Source organism: Flavobacterium sp. CF108, assembly GCF_900129795.1.
Taxonomy (GTDB): Bacteria; Bacteroidota; Bacteroidia; order Flavobacteriales; family Flavobacteriaceae; genus Flavobacterium.
In genome coordinates, this window is the sequence record NZ_FQWW01000007.1 from 82,264 (window position 1) to 103,883 (window position 21,620).

Below are 21,620 nucleotides of genomic sequence, written 5' to 3' on the forward strand. Positions count from 1 at the left end.
AATAGCATACTATGAAATATTTACAATTACTTTTTTTATGTTTTTATGTCTCTTTCGCGACAGCGCAGAACATCACTGTTGTGAGTGATCCGAGTTCGCCAAGAGCAAAATTTGGAGCAGAGAAATTATCTGAAACACTTTCAGCAAAAGGATTCAGTGTAACTTCTTCTGATAAATTCAAAAAATCTAAAGATAAAGTAATTGTTATTGGAGAAAAAGGAACTGATTTTTGGAAACAGAATGCCAAAAGCGCCAAAATCGATGACAGTAAATTAACGAAGAAAGAAGGTTTCCAGATTCGTACTCAAAATAATGTAATTTATATTGAAGGAACAGATGCTTCTGGAACTTTGTATGGAGCTTTGGAATTAACAGATCGCATTAAAAATTCAGGTGAGCTTCCTTTAGAAATTAATATCGAAGACAGTCCGGAAATGGTTTTGAGAGGAGCTTGTATCGGAATGCAGAAACCCGTTTATCTTCCGGGTCGTGACGTTTACGAATATCCGTATACACCGGAAACTTTTCCTTGGTTTTATGATAAAGCTTTATGGTTAAAGTATTTGGATATGCTGGTAGAAAACCGCATGAACTCACTTTATTTATGGAACGGACATCCTTTTGCTTCTTTGGTAAAATTAAAAGATTATCCGTTTGCGGTTGAAGTCAGCGATGAAGATTTCAAAAAGAATGAGGAAATCTATAAATTCTTAACGGTTGAAGCCAATAAACGTGGAATCTGGGTAATTCAGATGTTTTATAATATTATTGTTTCTAAGCCTTTTGCAGAACATTATAACATTAAAACACAAGATCGTTCGCGTCCAATTACGCCGTTACTTTCAGATTATACTAGAAAATCTATTGCTGCTTTCATTGAAAAATATCCAAATGTTGGATTAATGGTTTGTTTGGGAGAAGCCATCAATACCGTTGATGATGATGTGGAATGGTTTACAAAAACGATTATTCCGGGCGTGCGCGATGGTTTACAAGCATTAGGAAAAACAGAAGAACCGCCAATTATTCTTCGTTCTCACGATACAGATGGGCCATTGGTAATGGAAAAATCACTTCCGTTATACAAAAACTTATACACAGAAAGTAAATACACAGGAGAATCTTTAACGACTTACACGCCGGGCGGACCTTGGGGAGAAACGCATAAACAGTTAAGCGCTTTAAAGTCAATTCACATTGAAAACGTTCATATTTTGGCAAATCTAGAACCTTTCAGATACGGTTCTCCAGATTTTATTCAGAAAACGGTAAAAGCCATGCATAGTGTACACGGAGCAAATGCACTGCATTTATATCCGCAAGCATCGTATTGGGATTGGCCATATTCAGCAGATAAAACGAAAACTGGAGAACGTTTACTTGAAATGGATCGTGACTGGATTTGGTACAAAGCTTGGGCAAGATATGCTTGGGACAGTAAGCGAGATAGAAACGAAGAAGTTAAATTCTGGGATAATGATTTAGCTACGAAATTCGGAACGACTCAGGAAGCGGCCAATAACATTCTAAAAGCTTACGAAGAAACTGGAGAAATCGCTCCAAAAACATTAAGACGTTTCGGAATTACAGAAGGAAACCGCCAAACTTTATTGTTAGGAATGTTCGAAAGTCAATTAGTAAATCCATCAAAATGGAGAGTTTATCCGGGATTCCATGAATCATGCGGACCAGCGGGAGAATTGCTTTTAGAATATGCTAAAAAAGAATGGAATAAAGAACCACATTCGGGCGAACTTCCAACACAGATTATTGCTGAAATCACAGAACATGGAAGATTGGCTGTTGAAGCCATTGATAAAGCCGAGGCCAGCGTAACCAAAGACAAAGAAGAATTTGAACGTCTTAAAAATGATATTCATGCTTATAAGGCTTTCGCCGATTTCTTCTCAGAAAAAGTAAAAGCAGCTTTATTGGTTTTAAGATACAGTTATTCAAATGATATTGCTGATTTAGACAAAGCTTTGCCTCATTTAGAAAAGAGCATTGAGTATTATGAGTTATTGGTAAAACTGACAAAAGATACTTATTACTATGCCAACAGTATGCAGACTGCTCAACGCAGAATTCCAATTGGAGGAGACGACGGTAACAACAAAACTTGGGCTGAATTATTACCGCATTATGAACGTGAATTGGCTAATTTTAAAAGAAATTTAGAGAAGCTAAAATCTTCTAAAGATGGTAAAATCGAAACCAAAGAAGGAAAACCTTGGAAAACAGCTGAAGTAACTTTCATCGACGAAAAACCAGGAACTTATTTAGTAAAAACAGGAACAAAAGTCTACGGAACAGATATTTCTGAGTTAACTAAAATTGCTCCTGAACTTCAAAACCTTAAAGGATTCTCGTTCGTAGAAAACGATCAAAACGAAAAAGGAACCCATTTGAAGTTTAGAAACACAAAAGCAGTTAAATTAGTAGTTGGTTATTTCAATTCAGATCAAAAGAGATTTTTATTACCGCCAAGTTTAGAGACAGATGCAGCAGGAAATGCGCACGGTCAAGCCGAAGTGATTCTAGCAAGTGCAATGAATTTAAAAGATTTACCACGTGTAAACATTCATACTTATACTTTCCAGCCAGGCGAGAATAAATTAGATTTAGGAAAAGGAAAAGTATTGATTTTAGGTTTCATCGATGCAGATCAAACGATAACGTCACGTGATGTTGGGTATATTGATGCAGGAGAAAAAGCTGCTATAGACTGGTTGTTTTATTAATCTGCGTTCCTGCAAGGTTTTCAAAACCTTGTAGGTATAATAAAGCTTAGAATTAAAAAAAAATAATTTGGGCGTGTCCCTTCGGGTCGGGCTGTACGTTCCCGCTCTTTTTTTAGGCAATTTTTCTTTGCCTAAAAAAAGAGCTCCACTACCATCCCTCACGCGAACTCGTAGTTACCTTAGAACTGACAGGCTTTTAAAACCTTTCAAGTCTAATTTAGATTTCTACGTTCCTGCAAGGTTTTCAAAACCTTGTAGATATCTAAAATGAACGCTAAAAAATAAACCTACAAGGTTTTGAAAACCTTGCAGGAAATAGAAAATATGAATAGAATAGTTTTTTTTATTTTTTGTTTTTTTTCAAGTCTTTGCTTTGTTTGGAGTCAGAGTAAAGATTCGGGGAAGTTTCGTAAAGAAATTTCGCTGAATTCGTCTTGGGAAACCGTAATACTGGATAATCTTCCGCTGAAAGAAGAAGATTTTGTAGAAAATCCAAAAACTGATTCCAATTGGCAAAAGGTTAGTGTGCCTCACAATTGGGATCAGTATTATGGTTATAGAAGAACAAAACACGGAAATTTACACGGCACAGCCTGGTATAAAAAAACTTTAAAACTGGATAAAAAAGATGTTTCAAAACAACTTTTTCTCTATTTCGAAGGTGTAAGTTCGTATGCAACTGTTTGGGTCAACGGCAAAAAAATAGGAGAACACAAAGGCGGACGAACGACTTTTACATTAAACATTACAAAAGCTGTTTCTTTAGACAAAACAAATACAATTTTAGTTAAAGCAGCGCATCCATCCTTTATTGCCGATTTGCCTTGGGTTTGCGGTGGCTGTTCGGGAGAATGGGGATTTTCAGAAGGTTCTCAGCCAATGGGGATTTTCAGGCCAGTTTCTTTGGTAATTACAAACGATATTAGAATTCAGCCTTTTGGTGTCCATATTTGGAATGATAAATCGGTTTCAAAACAAAAAGCAATTCTTCATACTACAACCGAAATCAAGAATTACAGTACTTTACAGCGAAATTTAACCATCGAAAATATTCTTCTGGATGCTTCAGGAAAGAAGGTTGCTATCAATAAAAGCGACAACAAAATCAATTCGGGAGAAACAAAAGAAATAGCACAAACGCTTCCTGAGATTCAGAATCCGAAATTATGGTCGCCATCCAATCCTTATTTGTATAAATTGGTAACTTCAATTTATGAAAACGGAAAAATAATAGATCAGATAACAACACCTTACGGAATCCGCTGGGTGAGCTGGCCGGTTAGTCGTGATGGAAAAGACAATCGTTTTTTCATAAATGATGAACCTGTTTTTATAAATGGCGTTTGCGAATATGAACACTTAATTGGAAACAGCCATTCGTTTTCTGATGAAATGATTCATTCCAGAATCGAGCAGATAAAAGCAGGCGGATTTAATGCTTTTAGAGAAGCGCATCAGCCTCATAATTTAAAATATCAGGAAGAATTAGATAAAAATGGAATTTTGTTTTGGAGCCAGTTTTCAGCACATATTTGGTACGATACGCCAGAATTTAAGGAAAACTTCAAAACCTTATTAAGAGAATGGATTAAAGAGCGCAGAAACAGCCCGTCGGTTGTAATGTGGGGATTGCAGAATGAAAGTACCATTCCGAAAGAATTTGCTGAAGAATGCACTAAAATAATCCGTGAAATGGATCCGTTATCAGCTTCACAACGTATTGTAACGACTTGCAATGGAGGAGAAGGAACAGACTGGAATGTGGTTCAAAATTGGTCAGGAACGTACGGCGGAGATCCATTAAAATATCATTTAGAAATGACGACTCAGTTATTAAACGGCGAATACGGCGCTTGGCGTTCGACCGATTTACATACAGAAGGTGAGTTTGACCAAAAAGGAACTTTAAGCGAAAACCGTTTTTCTCAATTAATGGAGATAAAAGTTCGTGAAGCAGAATCGGTAAAAGATAAAATTGCGGGACAATTCAATTGGCTTTTTGCTTCGCATGAAAATCCGGGGCGAGTGCAGAATGGAGAAGGATTTAGAGACATTGACAAAGTTGGTCCTGTAAATTACAAGGGACTTTTTACGATTTGGGGCGAACCTCTGGATGCATTTTATATGTATCGAGCGAATTATGTTTCGAACAAAACCAACCCGATGGTTTATATTGTTTCGCATACGTGGCCAAGTCGTTGGGAAACAACCGGAATCAAAAACGGAATAGATATTTATTCGAATTGCGATGAAGTAGAATTGTTTAACGATGTAAATAAATCTTCTTTAGGAAAACTAAAAAATCCAGGAATCGGGCAGCATTTTCAGTTTAACAATGTCAATATTCAATACAATGTTTTATATGCCGTTGGATATGTAAATGGAAAAGCAGTTGCCAAAGATTATATAGTTTTAAATACACTTCCGAAAGCACCAAATTTTGATGCTTTAACAACAGATAAAACCGATATTACAAAAGCTAAAAGCGGCTATAATTACATTTACAGGGTAAATTGCGGAGGTTCTGAGTTGACAGATGCTGATGGAAATACATGGTTTACGGATACACATAAAAACGGAAAAAACACTTGGGGTTCTTTATCATGGACAGATAATTTTGAAAAGCTTCCTGATTTTTTTGCAAGCCAAAGAACAACTTTCGATCCAATAAACGGTACAAAAGACTCAGAATTATTTCAGAGTTTCAGATATGGTGTTGACAAATTGCGTTATGAATTTCCTGCGCCAGACGGAGAATATTTAGTAGAATTATATTTTACAGAACCTTGGTATGGAACTGGGGGCGGAATGGACTGCAAAGGCTGGCGTTTGTTTGACGTTGCCATTAACGAAAAAGTGATTCTAAAAGATTTTGATATTTGGGCAGAAGCTGGACATGACACTGCTTTGAAGAAATCATTCAAAGTAAAAAGTACAAACGGAAAGATTGTTATTTCGTTTCCAAATGTAAAAGCTTCGCAAGCGATAATTTCGGCAATTGCGATTGCAACAAAAGATATTCATGCAAGACCAGCGTCAGCATCTTCAAAAAACATAGAAAATTATGTACAAGAGACTTATAATAAAAGTCGTAACACTATAGCTTCTTGGTTAGATATTAATTCAAAACAATATTCAGATTCTGATGTTGTTTTTACCGAATTGCCTTCGGAAGTTTTTGGTGCAGATTATTTACAATTTTCTGATCATTCTAAAATTAAAGGAACTTTTTCTGCTAAAGAGGATTCGGATTTATATCTTTTTATAGATAACAAAAAGTTGAATTTAGAGCGATTTTCAGATTATAAAAAGCTAGAAGAAAAAGCTAAAAATAGTAATCAAACTGAATTTGTAATTTTTACTAAAAAAGTAAAAAAAGGAGAAAAAATCTCTTTTGATAATAGTGAAGAGATAACTACAATTGCAATCGTTCCAATTTATGATATGGGCGAAAAAGATGATTCAAGACCTGTAGTAATCATTGAAGCGGAAAATGCCAAAACCACGGGAACCGGAATTGAAAAAGGAAATTTCAAAAAAGCCGATTATATAGAGTTTACACAAAAAACAAATAACAGTATTCAGTTTGAAGTAAAACCTGGCGTTGCAGGAATTTATTTAATGCGTTTTAAATTTATGAACAGAAATGAAGCTCCGTTAAAAGTCAAATTCAAAATGGAAGATATGTACGGGATTTTAATGCGAAATGATACGATTGAATTTTTTCCCTCATCAGAAAAATGGAAAATTTTAAATACGACTTCTGGTGGTTATATTAATGCGGGAATGTATAAGATTACGTTGGAAGGTGATGATTTGAAAGGATTGATGTTGGATAATTTTGAGTTTCAATAATTGACGATTTGCCACGAAGGCACAAAGGCGCAAAGGTTTTTTTAACGAATTTTGATTGTAGAGACGCACAGCAGTGCGTCTACGTTCCAAATGTCCATAATGTGTGTTAGACACACTGTTGTGCGTCTCTACAGAAAAAAATGGGTGTAAAAAACGGCAATAATATCAACACAAAGCATATCGTAGAGACGCATAGCAGTGCGTCTACGCTCCAATTGTCCTACTGTGTGTTAGACGCACTGCAGTGCGTCTCTACAGATAAACGTTGCGGAGTTTCGAGCGTGAGCTTCAACTTTGCTCAGCCTGACAAACGGTGTCAAAAATAAGATTAGAATAAAAAAACATATTTATGATTAAACATAAAAACATTTTTCAAAAAGTTATAATTGCGTTAATGTTTTCAGTATCAATTTTTGCACAAAAACAGGCGAGAATTGTTGAAGACTTCAATAAAAACTGGAACTTCAAATTAGGAGATTATCCTGAAGCAGTCAATACTAATTATAATGTGTCAGACTGGAGAACACTTCAACTACCGCACGATTGGAGTATTGAAGGAACTTTCGATAAAGACAGCAAAACGAAACAAGCACAAGGATTTTTACCTGCCGGGAAAGGCTGGTACCGTAAAGTTTTTACTATTCCGGCGAGCTGGAAAAGCAAAACGATTTCGATTGAATTTGACGGTGTTTTTAAGAATAGCGAAGTTTTTATAAATGGAAAATCATTAGGAATTCGCCCGAATGGTTATATCTCTTTCAGCTATGATTTGTCTCCGTATTTAAATTATGGGCAGGCCAATACTATTGCTGTCAAAGTTGATAATGATGCTCAGCCAAACTCAAGATGGTATACAGGTTCTGGAATTTACAGAAATGTGAGATTGGTGACAAGTGAAAAATTGCATGTCGGAAAGTGGGGGACTTTTGTGACCACGCCTGAAGTTTCAACAAAGAAATCAAAAGTGCATTTAGAAGTTACAATTGATAATGATAATGATGCTGCCAGAGAATTTACATTGGTCACTTCTATTTTAGATGCTAAGAATAAAGAAATAGCTAATAAGATTTCTATAGAGAAAATTAAAGCTAAAACATTTGAAACGAAGGTGCATAATCTTGATGTTCTAGAGCCACAATTATGGAATACCGAAAATCCGTATTTGTATAAAGTAATTACAAAAATCTACGAGAAATCTGTACTAGTCGATAATTATGAAACTCCGCTCGGATTTAGATATTTTAATTTTGATTCAGAGAAAGGATTTTCGTTAAATGGTGTTCCAACGAAAATTTATGGAGTTTGTTTACATCATGATAACGGCGCTTTAGGTTCTGTAGAAAATATTCATGCGGTTAGAAGAAAACTGGCTTTGATGAAAGAAATGGGAGCAAACGCAATCAGAATGTCACATAATCCGCATTCGTTGGAAATGATGCAATTGTGCGATGAAATGGGATTTATTGTTCAGGACGAAGCTTTTGATGTTTGGAAAAAGAAAAAAGTAACCAACGATTACCATAAAGACTGGGATGCTTGGCACAAACAAGATTTAGAAGATTTTATCAAAAGAGACCGTAATCATCCATCGGTAATGATGTGGAGTATTGGTAACGAAATCAGGGAACAGTTTGATTCGACTGGAATTTCTATTACAAGAGAATTAGCTAAAATTGTAAAATCATTAGATATCTCACGTCCTGTAACTTCGGCTTTGACCGAAAATATAATTGAGAAGAATTTTATTTATCAATCGGGAACTTTAGATCTTTTAGGATTTAATTATAAACACGAAGATTACAAAGATTTTCCGGAACGTTTTAAAGGACAAAAAATATTGGCATCGGAAAGTGTTTCGGCTTTAGAAACCCGCGGACATTATGATTTTCCTGATGGAATTAAAGCTTGGCCAACAAAACACGGCGCTCCGTTTGACGGAAATGCAGACTGGACTGTTTCGGCTTACGATCAGGTGAAATCGTATTGGGGCGCAACGCATGAGGAAAACTGGAAAACGATCAAAAAGCAGGATTTCATGGCGGGAACTTTTATCTGGACAGGTTTTGATTATATCGGAGAGCCTGATCCATACCCGTATCCTGCGAGAAGTTCGTACTTCGGAATTGTCGATTTAGCCGGACTTCCAAAAGATGTGTATTATATGTACCAAAGTGAATGGTCAAAGAAAACAATGCTGCATATTTTTCCGCATTGGAACTGGAAAAAAGATCAGGAAGTGGATGTTTGGGCGTATTACAATAATGCCGATGAAGTGGAATTGTTTTTAAACGGAAAATCTCTCGGCATAAAATCAAAACAAAATGATGATCTTCATATTTCATGGAAAGTAAAATTTGAACCGGGAACATTAAAAGCGATTTCGAGAAAGAATGGAAAAGTGGTTTTAGAAAAGGAAATTCATACGGCTGGCGAAGCTTCTAAAATTGATTTAAATGCAGATAAAACTACTATCAAAAATGATACTTATGATTTGGTTTATGTAACGGTTTCAATAGTTGACAAAGATGGAAACTTATTGCCAAACGCTGCAGATTTAATCAATTTTGAAGTTACTGGCGGAGGAAAATTAGTTGGAGTTGATAATGGTTATCAGGCGAATTTAGATTCTTTTAAAGGGAATTCCTGTAAGCTTTTTAATGGAAAATGTATTGCGATTATTCAGTCGAATGGGAAGAAAGAAAATATTCAGTTGAAGGCTTCGACTGCTGGTTTACAGGCATCTGTAATTGAAGTTAAAGTGAAGTAAAATTTATCTCTCGCAAAGTCGCAGAGTCGCAAAGTTTTTTTGAACCATATAAGTTATATAAGTTAATTTAAGGTTTGGGTATTTTTTTGCCGCAAAGACGCTAAGTCGCAAAGTATTTTCTAAAGGATAAGTATTAAAAGGGAATTTTCAATAGCCTCCAGCTTTAGCTGGAGGCTATTGAAATAATAAAAGGCTTTAGCCAAAATGTAAAGTTCGGCTAAAGCCTTTTATATGACTTTATACATCCTCCAGCTAAAGCTGGAGGCAATTAAAAAAACTTTGCGACTTTGCGTCTTTATGAGATTAAAAACATAAAAGCTTAATTCATAACTTATAACTCACAATTCATAATTCATAATTAAACTTATAACTTATAAGTAAAATTCTTAGACTTGATTACTTTTCCATTATCAGTAATCATTATGCAGCTGTATTCAGGGAATTTTTGAAGTAAAAGCAAACCTTCCTTTTGGACTAAAACCATCAAAGAAGTGCTTAATCCGTTTGCGGTTTCGGCATTTGGACCAAAAACGGTGACGCTGCATAAACCGGTTGCGGGATATCCGGTTGCAGGATTTATAATGTGTGAATATCGTTTCCCGTTAAAAACAACGAATTTTTCATAACTGCCAGATGTCGTTACAGCACCTTGATTTAGTGGCACAACAGCCAAAACTTTTTCAGGTTTAAACGGATTTGTAATTCCTATTTTCCAAGGCTGTCCGTTGGGTTGTTTTCCCCAGGTGCTCATATCTCCAGAGCCGTTTATGATTCCGGCTTCGATTCCTTTTGCAATCATCATAGCTCGGCATTTATCAGTTGCGTAACCTTCGCCCAAAGCGCCAAAACCAATTTTCATTCCTTTTAATTTTAGGAAGATTGTCGATTCAACGCTGTCCAGAATAATATTTTTATAGCCCACTTTCTCAACCGATTTTTTTATGGCTTCCGCCGAAGGCATTTCGGTCATTGATCCGTCAAATTTCCAGATTCTGTCCATTGCGGCAAAACTAACGTCAAAACCGCCATTTGTAATTTCCGATAATTTTATGGCTCGTTGTGTAAGTTCAAAAACTTCACGATCTACTTTTATGGGTTTGATTCCGGCATTTTGATTGACCTGAGAAACTTGTGAATCTGGTTTCCAGTCAGAGATTAAATTTTCAATTCGGGTAATTTCTGCTATAACTTCGTTGATGTTTTGTTCGGCAGTTAAAGAATCTTTGGCAACAATACTAATGTCAAAACGTCCGCCCATAAGTAAAGTCGTTCTTTTTCGTAATATTTGCGAATGCGCTGATAAACAACAGCTAATTGCAAAAACACATAAAACTTTCTTTTGAAATAAATTTATAAGCATATATTAATAATCTATAATTTTTAAACACATAGTAACATAGTTTTTCTTTGTGTATAAAGGCGTTTCACTTGTTTCAACAAACGTAGCTTAACGGGTATTTCACGCAGATTTTAAAAAGATTTAAGCTGATAAACGCAGATTTTTTATTTAATCTGCTCAAATCTGCAGAATCTGCGTGAAACTTTTTAAGCGACAACATAGCTATGTGTTGAAAATCCTGATTTTCTTCAATCCTCTTTTTTTAAGATTTAATCTATGTTTCTATGTGTTTAAATAAAAAACATTGCCAGATAATCTCTTAATAGCAATCGGTTAATAATTGCCCATTTTCTTTATATTCTAAGAGACTTTTAGTTCCGTTAGCAAGGCACAATTCATCCAGAATTGTTTCAACATCTTTTTGCATGGCAAGCGATCCGCAAATCATAATAACGCCGCCTTGTTTCAATAAATCAATAAAAAAAGCAGTATCTCTTTTTATCAAATCCATTACATAAATATGTTCTGCTTCGCGTGATAAAGCAACGTGGAAATTATCCAAATATTCTTTTTGAATCATTATTCCGGCAAACTTTTTATAAGCTTGGAGTGTTGGTGTTTCCATTCTAAATCCGCTGTATAAATGTATTTCTTTCTTAGTCTTATTTTGTTCGATCATTCCTAAGAAAGGTGCAATTCCGGTCCCGTTTGAAATAAAAGCGACTTTTGGTGCTTTATTTGGAAAATGAAAAACTTTATTATTGATAATTCTGGCTTTGATTGTATCTCCAATTTCTAAATTATTTAAAAATCCAGAACCTAATCCGTTTGGATGCAGTTTTACAACTAATTGTACATTTCCAGAATGATTTCCGATAGAATAAAGACGTTCTCTCGAATCATTCGCCGGATAAATAGCCAGTAAATCACCAGAAGCAAATTTCGTTCGGCTATTGGCGCGTAAAGTCAATATAAAAGTATGTTCGGTATCAGAGATTGGTGTTTTATCTAAAACCATTAATTTCTGTAAACCTTTAGGAATGTGATTGTATAAAGATGGAGTAGTGACAAGCGGAATTTCAGCTTTGGCACTCCATAACTTAATCCATTCTACAAATTCTATTGCCGATTTATCATTAACTGTCTGCAAATCTAAAAAGCGTTCTGCCCAGCTTTGAGTTTCTAAAAATTGGTCAATTTCAATTGCAAATTGACAGAAATCAGGATATGATTTAGATCCAAAACCAACGACAGAGAATTTAATTTTCTGTTCCTGATTTTGTTTCTGTAAAAGTGCTTTAAATTTTGTTCCGTTAGAAGGTGCGTCTCCTAAACCATGTGTTGACGAAAAAACGATAATATGTTCTGCTTTCGGGTAAACCGAAAAACTATTTAATTCCGCAATAAAAGCTTTTTTTCCGTGCCCAATTAATTGTTTCAAAATAGCATTGGCAAATCTAAAAGAACTTCCATTTTCAGAACCAACTAAAAGAATGTACTTACTTTCATTGGCCTTGAATTTATTTTTAATTAGGCTTGATCTTCTTTTTAAAGTAATCGCAAAACCAGAATAAATAAAGAAAAGGATATTGATACAAGCAATGGCTAAAATAACTGCCCAGATTCCGTTAATTCTTCCTGTATGAAGGTCAAGGCTTAAGGCCGATAATTGAACGGTAAACGGTGAGCGTTTTTCAGAAATCAAAGTTCCATCAGCCTGATTTACTTCAATTTTACGATCTTTCAGTTCAATGATATAATATTCTTCCGGATCATCGGTAAAAGGAAATTCTATTTTTTTTACGTCAGACAAAAGTATGGTTTTAAAGATTGAAGTTTTTTTGGCTTCCGCCGAAAGTTCTGTTTTTACAGGTTTCGCTTTTTCTTCACCCATAAAAAAGTTGAATCTTTCGAGCGATAAATACGTTCCGGTAAGCGCAATAATGAAAATCGGAATTAAAGCTAAACGTCCTAAAACAACATGGTAATATTGGGCAAAATATTCTTTTATGACTTTCGAAAAGAAATTACGGATTCCTCTTTGTCTTTTCAAAACAAGTACAAAACCCGAAATGGAAATCAATAATAAACAAAAAGAGATTACGCCCACAAAAAAGCGTCCGGTTTCATGAAGAAACAGCGAACGGTGAAAACCGGTAACCCATTGAATAAATTCGCTCTTTTTTTCAGGCTTTCCTAATGCTTTTCCGGTTTTAGGATCAATGTAAGCATTAATGTCATTTCCATCTGCATCAATTGCCTGCAGTGTTACGAATTGATTGTAATCGACACTTAATTCTGTAATTTCTGAGTATTCTTTCTTTAATACAGGCAGGGTTTCTCCCAACGTTATTTTATCAAAATTGGCTGCTTTATACGGAAGTGTTTTTTCCTGTACTGCATCAACAGCCAGAATGATTCCGGTAACAGATGCTAAAAGCAGAAATATCGAAGAAAATAAGGCTAAAGCCAAATGTGTGTAGCGCCAGAAAGAAAGAGTCATTTAGTGTATTCTAGAAATGTAATAAAATGTTTAAAGCTTTGCCAAAATTAAAAAACTTTGACAAAGCCTGAATTCAAGTTTAAGCAGAAAAAATAAATTTCATGCTTATTATGAGGTTAAGAAATAATTACTAAAAATTATATTTTGTTTAGTCGTACATATTTGATGTAACCTTTTCCGTCTGTTTTATCAGCTAAACCTTCTGTTGAAAGCGGAATTTCAAGATCACTTACGTAATATTTCTGGTCTTCAACAGCAGTTTCAAAACGTAATTTGTAACCTTTATTGATTTTTGAATCTTCAATTTCAATTGTTGTCACGCTGCGATCACCGCCAGTTACAGATGCGCCTGTTTTTGCACTGATATCTTCTCCTTTTTGAGCGTGGAATTTATTCCATTCTTTTAAAGATTTGTACCATTTTTTATCGTCGCCCATTACATAAAGCGTTTTTTCGTATCCGCCAGTTGGGTTAATAAGCGAAACTACGATATAGGCACCTTCTCCCATATAATTTGTCATTTGAAGCATGCATTTGTATTTACTTGATTGTGCATTTGATTGTAAGGCAACAAGAAAGATAAGAGCGCTTGTAAGAGCTATTTTAAATATTGATTTCATTTTAATTAATTATGAATTATGAATTATGAGTTATGAATTATGAGTTATGAATTATGAGTTGTGAATTATGAGTTGTGAATTATGAGTTGTGAATTATGAGTTATGAATTATGAGTTTTTTTTTTTGAATTATAGTCTATAAGTAGTCTACAACTCATAACTTATAACTCAAAACTCATAACTTAAAAAAAACTATTTTAAAAAGTCAATTGATACGTTGTTTTTTGTAAGCAGTTCATTTTCTTTAGCCAGGGCATAAGCTGTTTCATCAAATTCTGTGTTGATGTCTTTTTTTGCTCCGGCAGAAATAAGATATTTTAAAACAGCATCATCTTTAGATGTCATTGCCGCTCTGTGCAAAGCTGTTAAACCATCTTTGTTTTTAGCATTTATATCTGCTTTTAAATCTGTTATTTTTTTAAGAAGTGCGATGTCATTTTTTGTAATCGCTAAATGGTACAAAGTATTTCCGTCTTTTTGAGCTGCTGCTAAGTTTAAACCTTTGTCCTGAAGTAATTTTACTTTTGCATCAAAAGGATCAGCAGTAGTTTCTTTTCCGGCTGGACGGTAAGATTGAACCAAATAAACACCTAAATTGTTTCCGTCTTTGTCTTTTACATTTACATCAGCGTCTTTGGCTAAAAGTAAAGCTACAGCTTCTGGAGTTCCAGATCGTACCGCGTTTGTTAAAGCCGATTCTCCTTTTAAGTTTTGTGCATTAATGGTTTTTGCAATTGGAAGTAAAATTTCTAAAACCGCAGTTTCTTTAGCCGAAGCTGCAGCCATCAAAGGTGTATTTCCTTCTTTATCAGCTTTATTTGCATCGGTACCTTTGCTTAAAAAATATTTAACGATTTCTGCCTGATTTGGTTTTCCTGCTAAAATATGCAATACATTTTGTCCTGCTTTATTTTGTGCATTTGCTTTTAGTTTTACTTCTTCAACTAAATATTTATAAGTCTCAATAGTATTCGTTTCTCTACGGCTTCCTTGCGCTGCAGTAAAAAGAGCATTGTCATTTGGTTTTATTCCTTTTTCAAGAAGTTTTTTCAGGAAAGGAATGTTTCCAGATCTTGCTGCATAAGTAAAAGCAGTATTCCCGTCATTATCTACATCTTTAAGAGATAATCCTTTTGTAGAAAAATATTCAGCAGCTTTTAAATCCTTATCAGAAGATATTGCCAAAAGCAATAAGTTCGCGCCGTTTGCATATTTTTTCTTCGGATCAATTCCGGCTTTAAAAAAAGCTTCGTATAAAGCAGGATTTGCTTGTCCGTTTGAAGCTGCAAAATCTGCAGGAGCGGTACCATGGCTGTCTTCAAAATTAACATCAGAACCTTTTTTAATTAAATATTCAACTAATTCTGTATTTCCTCTGTAAGCTGCCCAGTGTAAATATATACGATTATCATGCGTTAATTTTGTTATGGAGTTTCCTGGCTGATCGATTAAGAATTTGATTGTTTCATTTGGAGCATCATTGTTGATGGCCAGTGTAGTAACATCAAAAGCATTTATGTTGGCTTCTGCCGGATTGTTTCCTTTTGCGATTTCTGCTTTTACTGTTTCGACGTTTGGAGACGTTTTCCAGAATGATGCTTCTAAAAGCGCATTTTTTTGCTGTGCATTAACAAATGAAGCAGCTGCAAATGCTAAAGAAATAAAAAGATTCTTTTTCATATTTTGTTATGTTGTTTATTGGAGTTCTCGTTCCAAATATTATAGATGAGATTAAAGTCTATTTAGAATAAATCAAAATAATCGCAAATGTAAAGATTAATATTTTTATAGCAAGTTTTATTGCTTTTAAAAGTTTAATTCTAACGAATTTTAATCTAATCCTAAGTTTTTATCTCTCTTTTTCTACAACAGCGATTTTTGAAAATTGTAAGACAGCAGTTTAATATTTTGGTTTAATAAGTGTTTAATCTTTTTTGCTATTTTAAAATTTAAATATCTGATAATTAGTTTTTTAATGTTTGTTAAAATAGAACATTTTCTAAATTTTAAATTTTATTTTCTATCAGATGAAACTCTTCTTAAGATGAAATTTGACGTTTACTTTTACTTAAAATTGGATCAAAAAAGTCCAAATTTGAACTTTGGATGTTAATAACTGTTTTTTCATTCTACATATTTTTTTCCATTTTTATGTTGACAACTTTATTTAGATTCAGTTTAAATAACTGGTATTTGGGCAACTAAGAAAAATTATGTGCTTGTTAATAAATTGTTTTTTTAATGTTTTTCAACCTCATTTTTTCCTGTTGATAATTGTTCGGATTTTTAACATCAAAACCTAGTCTAAAGGAGAATCGTGGGTTAATTTTGTATGTATAGAAAACGCAGTTCCCCACCTCAAATCCTGTTAATTTCTATTCTTACTTAGTCACCGTTAAATACTATATATATGTCTATATTTGATAAAAGAGTCAATTATAAACCTTTTGAATACCCGGAGGTTTTGCAATTTACAGAAGCGATAAATAAAGCGTATTGGGTTCATACAGAAGTTGATTTTACTGCTGATACTCAGGATTTTCATGCTCATTTAACAACTGCAGAAAAAACAGCTGTGAAGAATAGTTTACTGGCAATTGCACAGATTGAGGTAGCTGTAAAAAGTTTTTGGGGAAACATTTATGAGCACTTTCCAAAACCTGAATTTAATGGTTTAGGGACGACTTTTGCTGAGTGCGAATTCAGGCATTCTGAAGCATATTCCCGCCTTCTTGAAGTATTAGGTTATAACGATGAATTTGAAAAATTGCTGGACGTTCCGGTTATCCGCAGACGTGTAGATTATCTTTCCAATGTTTTAAAAGATACTCGTTCTCAGGACAATCGTAAATATATGGTTTCGCTGATTTTATTCAGTATTTTAATTGAAAACGTTTCGCTTTTCAGCCAGTTTGCTATTCTGCTTTCTTTTACAAGATTTAAGGGTTACATGAAAAATGTAAGCAACATCATCGCGTGGACTTCTATCGATGAACAGATTCATGCTAATGGCGGAATTTTCATCATCAATAAAATTAGAGAAGAATTTCCGGATTATTTTGATGCTGATACTTTAGAATTGATAAGAGAAACGGTTAAAGATTCTATTTCAGTTGAATCAGACATATTAGACTGGATATTTGAAGAAGGTGAAATTGAAAGTATTAAAAAAGGTGATTTAGTGAATTTTATGAAATTTAGACTTGACGAAAGTTTAAAACAAATTGGAATTCCAACCATATTCAATGTTAATATTGAAGACTACAAAGCTTTGGCTTGGTTTGAAGAAGAAGTTTTTGCGAACAGTCTGGATGATTTTTTTGCAAAACGTCCTGTAGAATATACCAAACACGATAAAAGTATTACGGCAAACGATCTTTTTTAAAAGCAAAACAGTATGAGTACAATAGATACAAATGAAGTAAATAGTCTTCCGCATAATGAAGCAGGAACCAAAATGTGGTGGAAGAACTCTGAGAGTGAACAAATTTTAAATCGTGGTTATCTTTTAAAAGGTGAAACGGTAGAAGGTGCAATTGACAGAATTTGTACTGCTGCCGCAAGAAGATTGTATAAACCGGAGTTAAAAGAGTCTTTTGTAGAAATGATCGAGCGCGGCTGGATGAGTATCAGCTCGCCGGTTTGGGCAAATATGGGAACCGAAAGAGGTTTGCCTATTTCTTGTTTTAACGTACACGTTCCGGATAAGATTGAAGGAATTACGCATAAACTGGGCGAAGTAATCATGCAGACTAAAATAGGCGGTGGAACATCAGGTTATTTTGGCGAATTGCGTGAACGCGGAAGTGCGGTAACGGATAACGGAAAGAGCAGCGGTGCAGTAAGTTTTATGAAACTTTTTGATACGGCTATGGACACGATTTCGCAAGGCGGAGTTCGTCGCGGCGCATTTGCAGCTTATTTAGATATTGATCATCCAGATATTGAAGAATTTTTGAAAATTAAAAGTATTGGAAATCCTATCCAGAATTTGTTTACGGGAATTTGTGTTCCTGATTACTGGATGCAGGAAATGATTGATGGTGATAATGATAAAAGACAAATTTGGGCAAAGGTTTTAGAAAGCCGTCAGCAAAAAGGACTGCCTTATATCTTTTTCAGCGATAATGTAAATAAAAGCAAACCGCAGGTTTATAAAGATCAAAACCTGAGAATTAACGCGAGTAATTTATGCAGTGAGATTATGCTTCCGTCAACTCAGGACGAATCGTTTATTTGCTGTTTATCATCTATGAATTTGGAGCTTTACGAAGAATGGAAAGATACTGAAGCGGTAAAACTGGCTATATTTTTCCTTGATGCAGTATTACAGGAATTTATCGAAAAAACAGAAGGTAACTATTATCTTTCTGCAGCAAATAAATTTGCTAAAAGACACCGTGCTTTAGGTTTAGGTGTTTTAGGATGGCATTCTTATCTGCAAAAAAATATGATTCCGTTTGAAGGAATGGAAGCTAAATTGAAAACGACAGAAATTTTTAAACATATAAGCGATAAAGCGGATAAAGCAACTCAGGAATTAGCCAGAATTTATGGTGAACCAGAATTGCTAAAAGGTTACGGAAGACGTAATACGACAACAATGGCAATTGCGCCAACGACTTCTTCTTCGGCAATTTTAGGGCAGACTTCCCCGGGAATTGAGCCTTTTAGCAGTAATTATTATAAAGCTGGTTTGAGTAAAGGTAATTTTATGCGTAAAAACAAATACCTGAAAAAACTGCTTGAAGAAAAAGGCTTGGATAATGAAGAGGTTTGGAGAGAAATTATGCTAAATGGGGGAAGTGTTCAGCATATGTCTCAGCTTTCTCAAACGGAAAAAGATGTGTTTAAAACGTTTAAAGAAATCAGTCAGCTGGAGATTGTACAGCAGGCAGGAATTCGTCAGAAATTTGTTGATCAGGGACAGAGTTTAAATCTTAATATTCCGGCTGAACTGCCAATTAAGGAAGTAAACCGATTAATGATCGAAGCCTGGCAATTAGGGGTAAAAAGTTTGTATTACCAAAGAAGCCAAAGTGTTTCTAAAGAATTGGTTACAAGCTTGGTTACTTGCAGCAGTTGTGAATCGTAAAAAAAATCAAAAGCCAAATCTTATCTAGATTTGGCTTTTTTATTTGGAAGTTCTAAACTAGAATATCAAAAAGAGTTTCACGCAGATTTCGCAGATTTCGCAGATTTTTTTTAACACATAGAAACATAGATTTTATTTCGTTTAAAAGAGTGAAAAAAAATCTAGATTTTTACACATAGCTATGTTTGTTTAAACAAGTGAAACGCCTTTATGGACAAAGAGAAAACTATGTTTATATGTGTTTAAAAAATAAACCTCCAAAATCATTTGATTCCGGAGGTTTTCACAACTAACAACTAATATTAGAACTTCACAAGCAAAGATGCTTTTACAGTTCTTGGTGACTGCGGATTGAAGAAATTCCCCCAATATGCTTCATCGGTTAGATTGTCTGCTTTAATGGCAATTCTATATCTTGCCTGCTCATAAAAAAGAGAGGCGTTTAAAGTATGAACTTTTGAAATTGTAACTGTATTTGAAGAGCTTAAGAAGCTGTCGCCTCTGTAATTTCCGCCAAAACCAATTCCTAAGCCTTTTGCATTACCTTGTTTAACAGTATAACTTAACCAATAGTTTATAGTGTTTTTTGGTGTGTAAGCTACATGTTTTCCGGCATCAGTTCCGTTTAAGAATGTAGCATCAAGATTTGCGTATCCTAACATAATATCAAATCCTGCAAATGGATTCGCAAATAACTCTAATTCAAAACCTTTATTTTTCTGAGTTCCATCTTGTAAACTAAACAATTGATTGTTTGGATCCATTCTCAGTTTATTGTCTACTTTAATATCAAAATAACTTGCCATTAAAGTCAAACGGTTTTGGAATAAACTCGATTTAAATCCAAGTTCCCATTGTGTTGCTTTTTCAGGATCGGCTTTTTGCATTGTTCCGTTTCCAGTTCCATCATCTTTCAAGAAACTGTTGATGTTTTTATTTCCTCCTAAATAGTTTCCAAATACGGCTAATTGTTCAGGTAAAATTTCATAAACTAATCCAAATTTTGGAGTCCACGCGCCTTGATCGAAAGAAAAATCAGGATCTTCTGCATTTGGGACTGTAGCACTTGGCGACATTTCTTTAGAATATTCGTAACGCAGACTTGTCATTAAGTGCAATTGCGGTAAAATATCTAAAACATTAGAGAAATAAATACTATAACGATCGTTTACATAACCGCCGTTCCAAGAAGGATTGGTTTGAATTGCTTTATCAAAATCCTGTTTTGACATATAAGGAGCAACTGTAGTATAATTGAATGTATCATAATTAGCAGAACCTCCAACATAAATTTCATCATCTCTTAAATAGTCAACTCCAACTAAAAGACGGTTGCGCATTTTTCCAATTTTAAAATCTCCGTTTAAATATTGCTGAATGGTTGTAAAATCAATATCGTAACGAGCAGAACCGATGCTTCTTGCGACTTGCTGCCCAGTTATAGTAGCGTTGACATAATTTGGTGCATATAAGCTGTACGAATGTCCAAAAGAAGTTGTAGAAGTCCATTGATCGCTTAATTTATATAAGGCATCAACAGAGAAAATTGTAGAAGCTTTTTCGAATGTAATTTCGTTACTGCTAAATGATAATTTTCGAACAGGATCTAATTCACTTACATTCGTAATTCCGTCAGCATTTAAATAAGGGCGTCCGGCGCCGTTGATTTTATAAATATCAGCTTCAACAATAAACTGAAGTCTGTCGCTTGCTTTGTATGTAAAAGCCGGTGCGACAAAAAAACTTTCGGCCCAGCCGTAATCCTGAAAACTTTTTTCTTTTCTGTAAGCTGTATTTACTCGGCCTAAAAATGTAGAGTCTTTGCTTAACGGACTATTGATATCGGCTGTTAAACGATTATAGCCATAACTTCCGGTAATATAGTTGATGTTTCCGCCAAAAGCTGCGTATGGTTTTTTGGTGATACGATTAATGATTCCGCCATAGTTTGCACGACCGTGTCCGCCAAATAAAGTTCCAGACGGACCTTTAATAACTTCGATGTTTTCGATATTTGCCATATCATTTTCGGTCCAGTTTCCAAGCATTTTCCCATCTCTGTAAAAAGCCTGATCGTCAAATCCTCTTAAATAAGAATACGATCTTACACCAGGTTCAGATCCTCCCGAAACAACTCCGGCTGCACTTTTTAGGGCATCATCAAAATTGGTTAAAACCTGCTGTTCGATTATTTTTGAATTTATAACCGAATAAACCTGTGGGTTTTCTAAGTTTTTAAGCGGCATTCTGGCTACGTAAACACTTTCTTTTGAAGATATTTTCTTTTTATCATTGGTCACAATTACTTCCTGAAGTTCTTTATTTGAAACTTTTAATTGTAAGTTGAGTGGAGTAGTAGCGTTTTCTGTAACGGTAACTTGTTCTTCAAGGGTTTCATATCCGGTAAGAGAAATTTGAGCTGTATACGTTCCTGATTTTACTTTATTAAATTCAAAAACTCCGTCTTCATTGGTAAAGACGCCAAATTTTGTATTTTTTAATATTACGTTTACGAAGGATGCTGGATCACCATCTGATGTTGTGATGGTTCCTTTTATTTTTCCATTGTTTTGCTGTGCCTGAACAATCAGTGCCGAAAAGAACAGGCATAGTAATAATGTGAATTTGTTAATTCTTTGATTTTTGAGATTCATGGTTTTTAATGGTTTGATTTTAATTTGTATTATTTAGACTAAATAAA

At 34.6% G+C, this 21,620-nt stretch carries 10 protein-coding genes; 5 read left to right on the forward strand and 5 right to left on the reverse strand.

Annotated features, from left to right (window positions below; all coding sequences use genetic code 11):
- Nucleotides 1-11: 11 nt before the first annotated feature.
- The 3 genes from BUE10_RS18415 to BUE10_RS18425 all read left to right on the forward strand — a co-directional run bounded on the left by BUE10_RS18415 (nt 12) and on the right by BUE10_RS18425 (nt 9,363).
- The gene (locus BUE10_RS18415; RefSeq protein WP_073487485.1) at nt 12-2,741 is read left to right on the forward strand and encodes an alpha-d-galacturonidase; all 2,730 of its coding nucleotides are present in this window, start codon (nt 12-14) and stop codon (nt 2,739-2,741) included.
- Nucleotides 2,742-3,065: 324 nt separating this feature from the next.
- Complete coding sequence (locus BUE10_RS18420; RefSeq protein ID WP_073487487.1) at nt 3,066-6,596, forward strand: malectin domain-containing carbohydrate-binding protein; 3,531 nt, start codon at nt 3,066-3,068, stop codon at nt 6,594-6,596.
- Nucleotides 6,597-6,945: 349 nt separating this feature from the next.
- A complete protein-coding gene (locus BUE10_RS18425; RefSeq protein ID WP_073487488.1) occupies nt 6,946-9,363 on the forward strand; it encodes a glycoside hydrolase family 2 TIM barrel-domain containing protein in 2,418 nt (805 codons plus the stop codon).
- 364 nt (nt 9,364-9,727) lie between these two features.
- Here BUE10_RS18425 and BUE10_RS18430 read toward each other — a convergent pair whose 3' ends face one another.
- From BUE10_RS18430 to BUE10_RS18445, 4 genes are all read right to left on the reverse strand, one after another.
- Nucleotides 9,728-10,723: an FAD:protein FMN transferase gene (locus BUE10_RS18430; protein ID WP_073487490.1), complete on the reverse strand. Its 996-nt coding sequence runs from the start codon at nt 10,721-10,723 to the stop codon at nt 9,728-9,730.
- A 298-nt stretch (nt 10,724-11,021) separates the two neighbouring features.
- On the reverse strand, nt 11,022-13,205 hold the full coding sequence (locus tag BUE10_RS18435; protein ID WP_073487492.1) for a PepSY domain-containing protein: 2,184 nt from the start codon (nt 13,203-13,205) through the stop codon (nt 11,022-11,024).
- Between the two features lie 137 nt (nt 13,206-13,342).
- Nucleotides 13,343-13,825 (reverse strand): DUF2271 domain-containing protein, encoded by a 483-nt coding sequence (locus tag BUE10_RS18440; RefSeq protein WP_073487493.1) that lies wholly within the window; start codon nt 13,823-13,825, stop codon nt 13,343-13,345.
- A 191-nt stretch (nt 13,826-14,016) separates the two neighbouring features.
- Nucleotides 14,017-15,504: an ankyrin repeat domain-containing protein gene (locus tag BUE10_RS18445; protein WP_073487495.1), complete on the reverse strand. Its 1,488-nt coding sequence runs from the start codon at nt 15,502-15,504 to the stop codon at nt 14,017-14,019.
- A 730-nt stretch (nt 15,505-16,234) separates the two neighbouring features.
- On the opposite strand from BUE10_RS18445, the gene BUE10_RS18450 reads away from it, so the two are divergent.
- Together BUE10_RS18450 and BUE10_RS18455 are read left to right on the forward strand one after the other, a co-directional pair.
- Nucleotides 16,235-17,209, forward strand: a complete 975-nt coding sequence (locus tag BUE10_RS18450) for a ribonucleotide-diphosphate reductase subunit beta (protein ID WP_073487497.1) — start codon at nt 16,235-16,237, stop codon at nt 17,207-17,209.
- Between the two features lie 12 nt (nt 17,210-17,221).
- On the forward strand, nt 17,222-18,919 hold the full coding sequence (locus tag BUE10_RS18455) for a ribonucleoside-diphosphate reductase subunit alpha (protein WP_073487499.1): 1,698 nt from the start codon (nt 17,222-17,224) through the stop codon (nt 18,917-18,919).
- Between the two features lie 302 nt (nt 18,920-19,221).
- Here the strand turns inward: BUE10_RS18455 and BUE10_RS18460 are convergent, their stop codons facing one another.
- Nucleotides 19,222-21,573 carry a TonB-dependent receptor gene (locus BUE10_RS18460; RefSeq protein ID WP_073487501.1) on the reverse strand — a complete coding sequence of 784 codons (2,352 nt, stop codon included), beginning with the start codon at nt 21,571-21,573 and terminating at the stop codon, nt 19,222-19,224.
- Nucleotides 21,574-21,620: the final 47 nt, after the last annotated feature.

What these genes read in the sequence shown, in the direction of transcription:
- BUE10_RS18445 (WP_073487495.1), bottom strand. Translation starts at nt 15,504, where the DNA reads ATGAAAAAGAATCTTTTTATTTCTTTAGCATTTGCAGCTGCTTCATTT.
- BUE10_RS18425 (WP_073487488.1), top strand. Translation starts at nt 6,946, where the DNA reads ATGATTAAACATAAAAACATTTTTCAAAAAGTTATAATTGCGTTAATG.
- BUE10_RS18455 (WP_073487499.1), top strand. Translation starts at nt 17,222, where the DNA reads ATGAGTACAATAGATACAAATGAAGTAAATAGTCTTCCGCATAATGAA.
- BUE10_RS18430 (WP_073487490.1), bottom strand. Translation starts at nt 10,723, where the DNA reads ATGCTTATAAATTTATTTCAAAAGAAAGTTTTATGTGTTTTTGCAATT.
- BUE10_RS18435 (WP_073487492.1), bottom strand. Translation starts at nt 13,205, where the DNA reads ATGACTCTTTCTTTCTGGCGCTACACACATTTGGCTTTAGCCTTATTT.
- BUE10_RS18420 (WP_073487487.1), top strand. Translation starts at nt 3,066, where the DNA reads ATGAATAGAATAGTTTTTTTTATTTTTTGTTTTTTTTCAAGTCTTTGC.
- BUE10_RS18440 (WP_073487493.1), bottom strand. Translation starts at nt 13,825, where the DNA reads ATGAAATCAATATTTAAAATAGCTCTTACAAGCGCTCTTATCTTTCTT.
- BUE10_RS18450 (WP_073487497.1), top strand. Translation starts at nt 16,235, where the DNA reads ATGTCTATATTTGATAAAAGAGTCAATTATAAACCTTTTGAATACCCG.
- BUE10_RS18460 (WP_073487501.1), bottom strand. Translation starts at nt 21,573, where the DNA reads ATGAATCTCAAAAATCAAAGAATTAACAAATTCACATTATTACTATGC.
- BUE10_RS18415 (WP_073487485.1), top strand. Translation starts at nt 12, where the DNA reads ATGAAATATTTACAATTACTTTTTTTATGTTTTTATGTCTCTTTCGCG.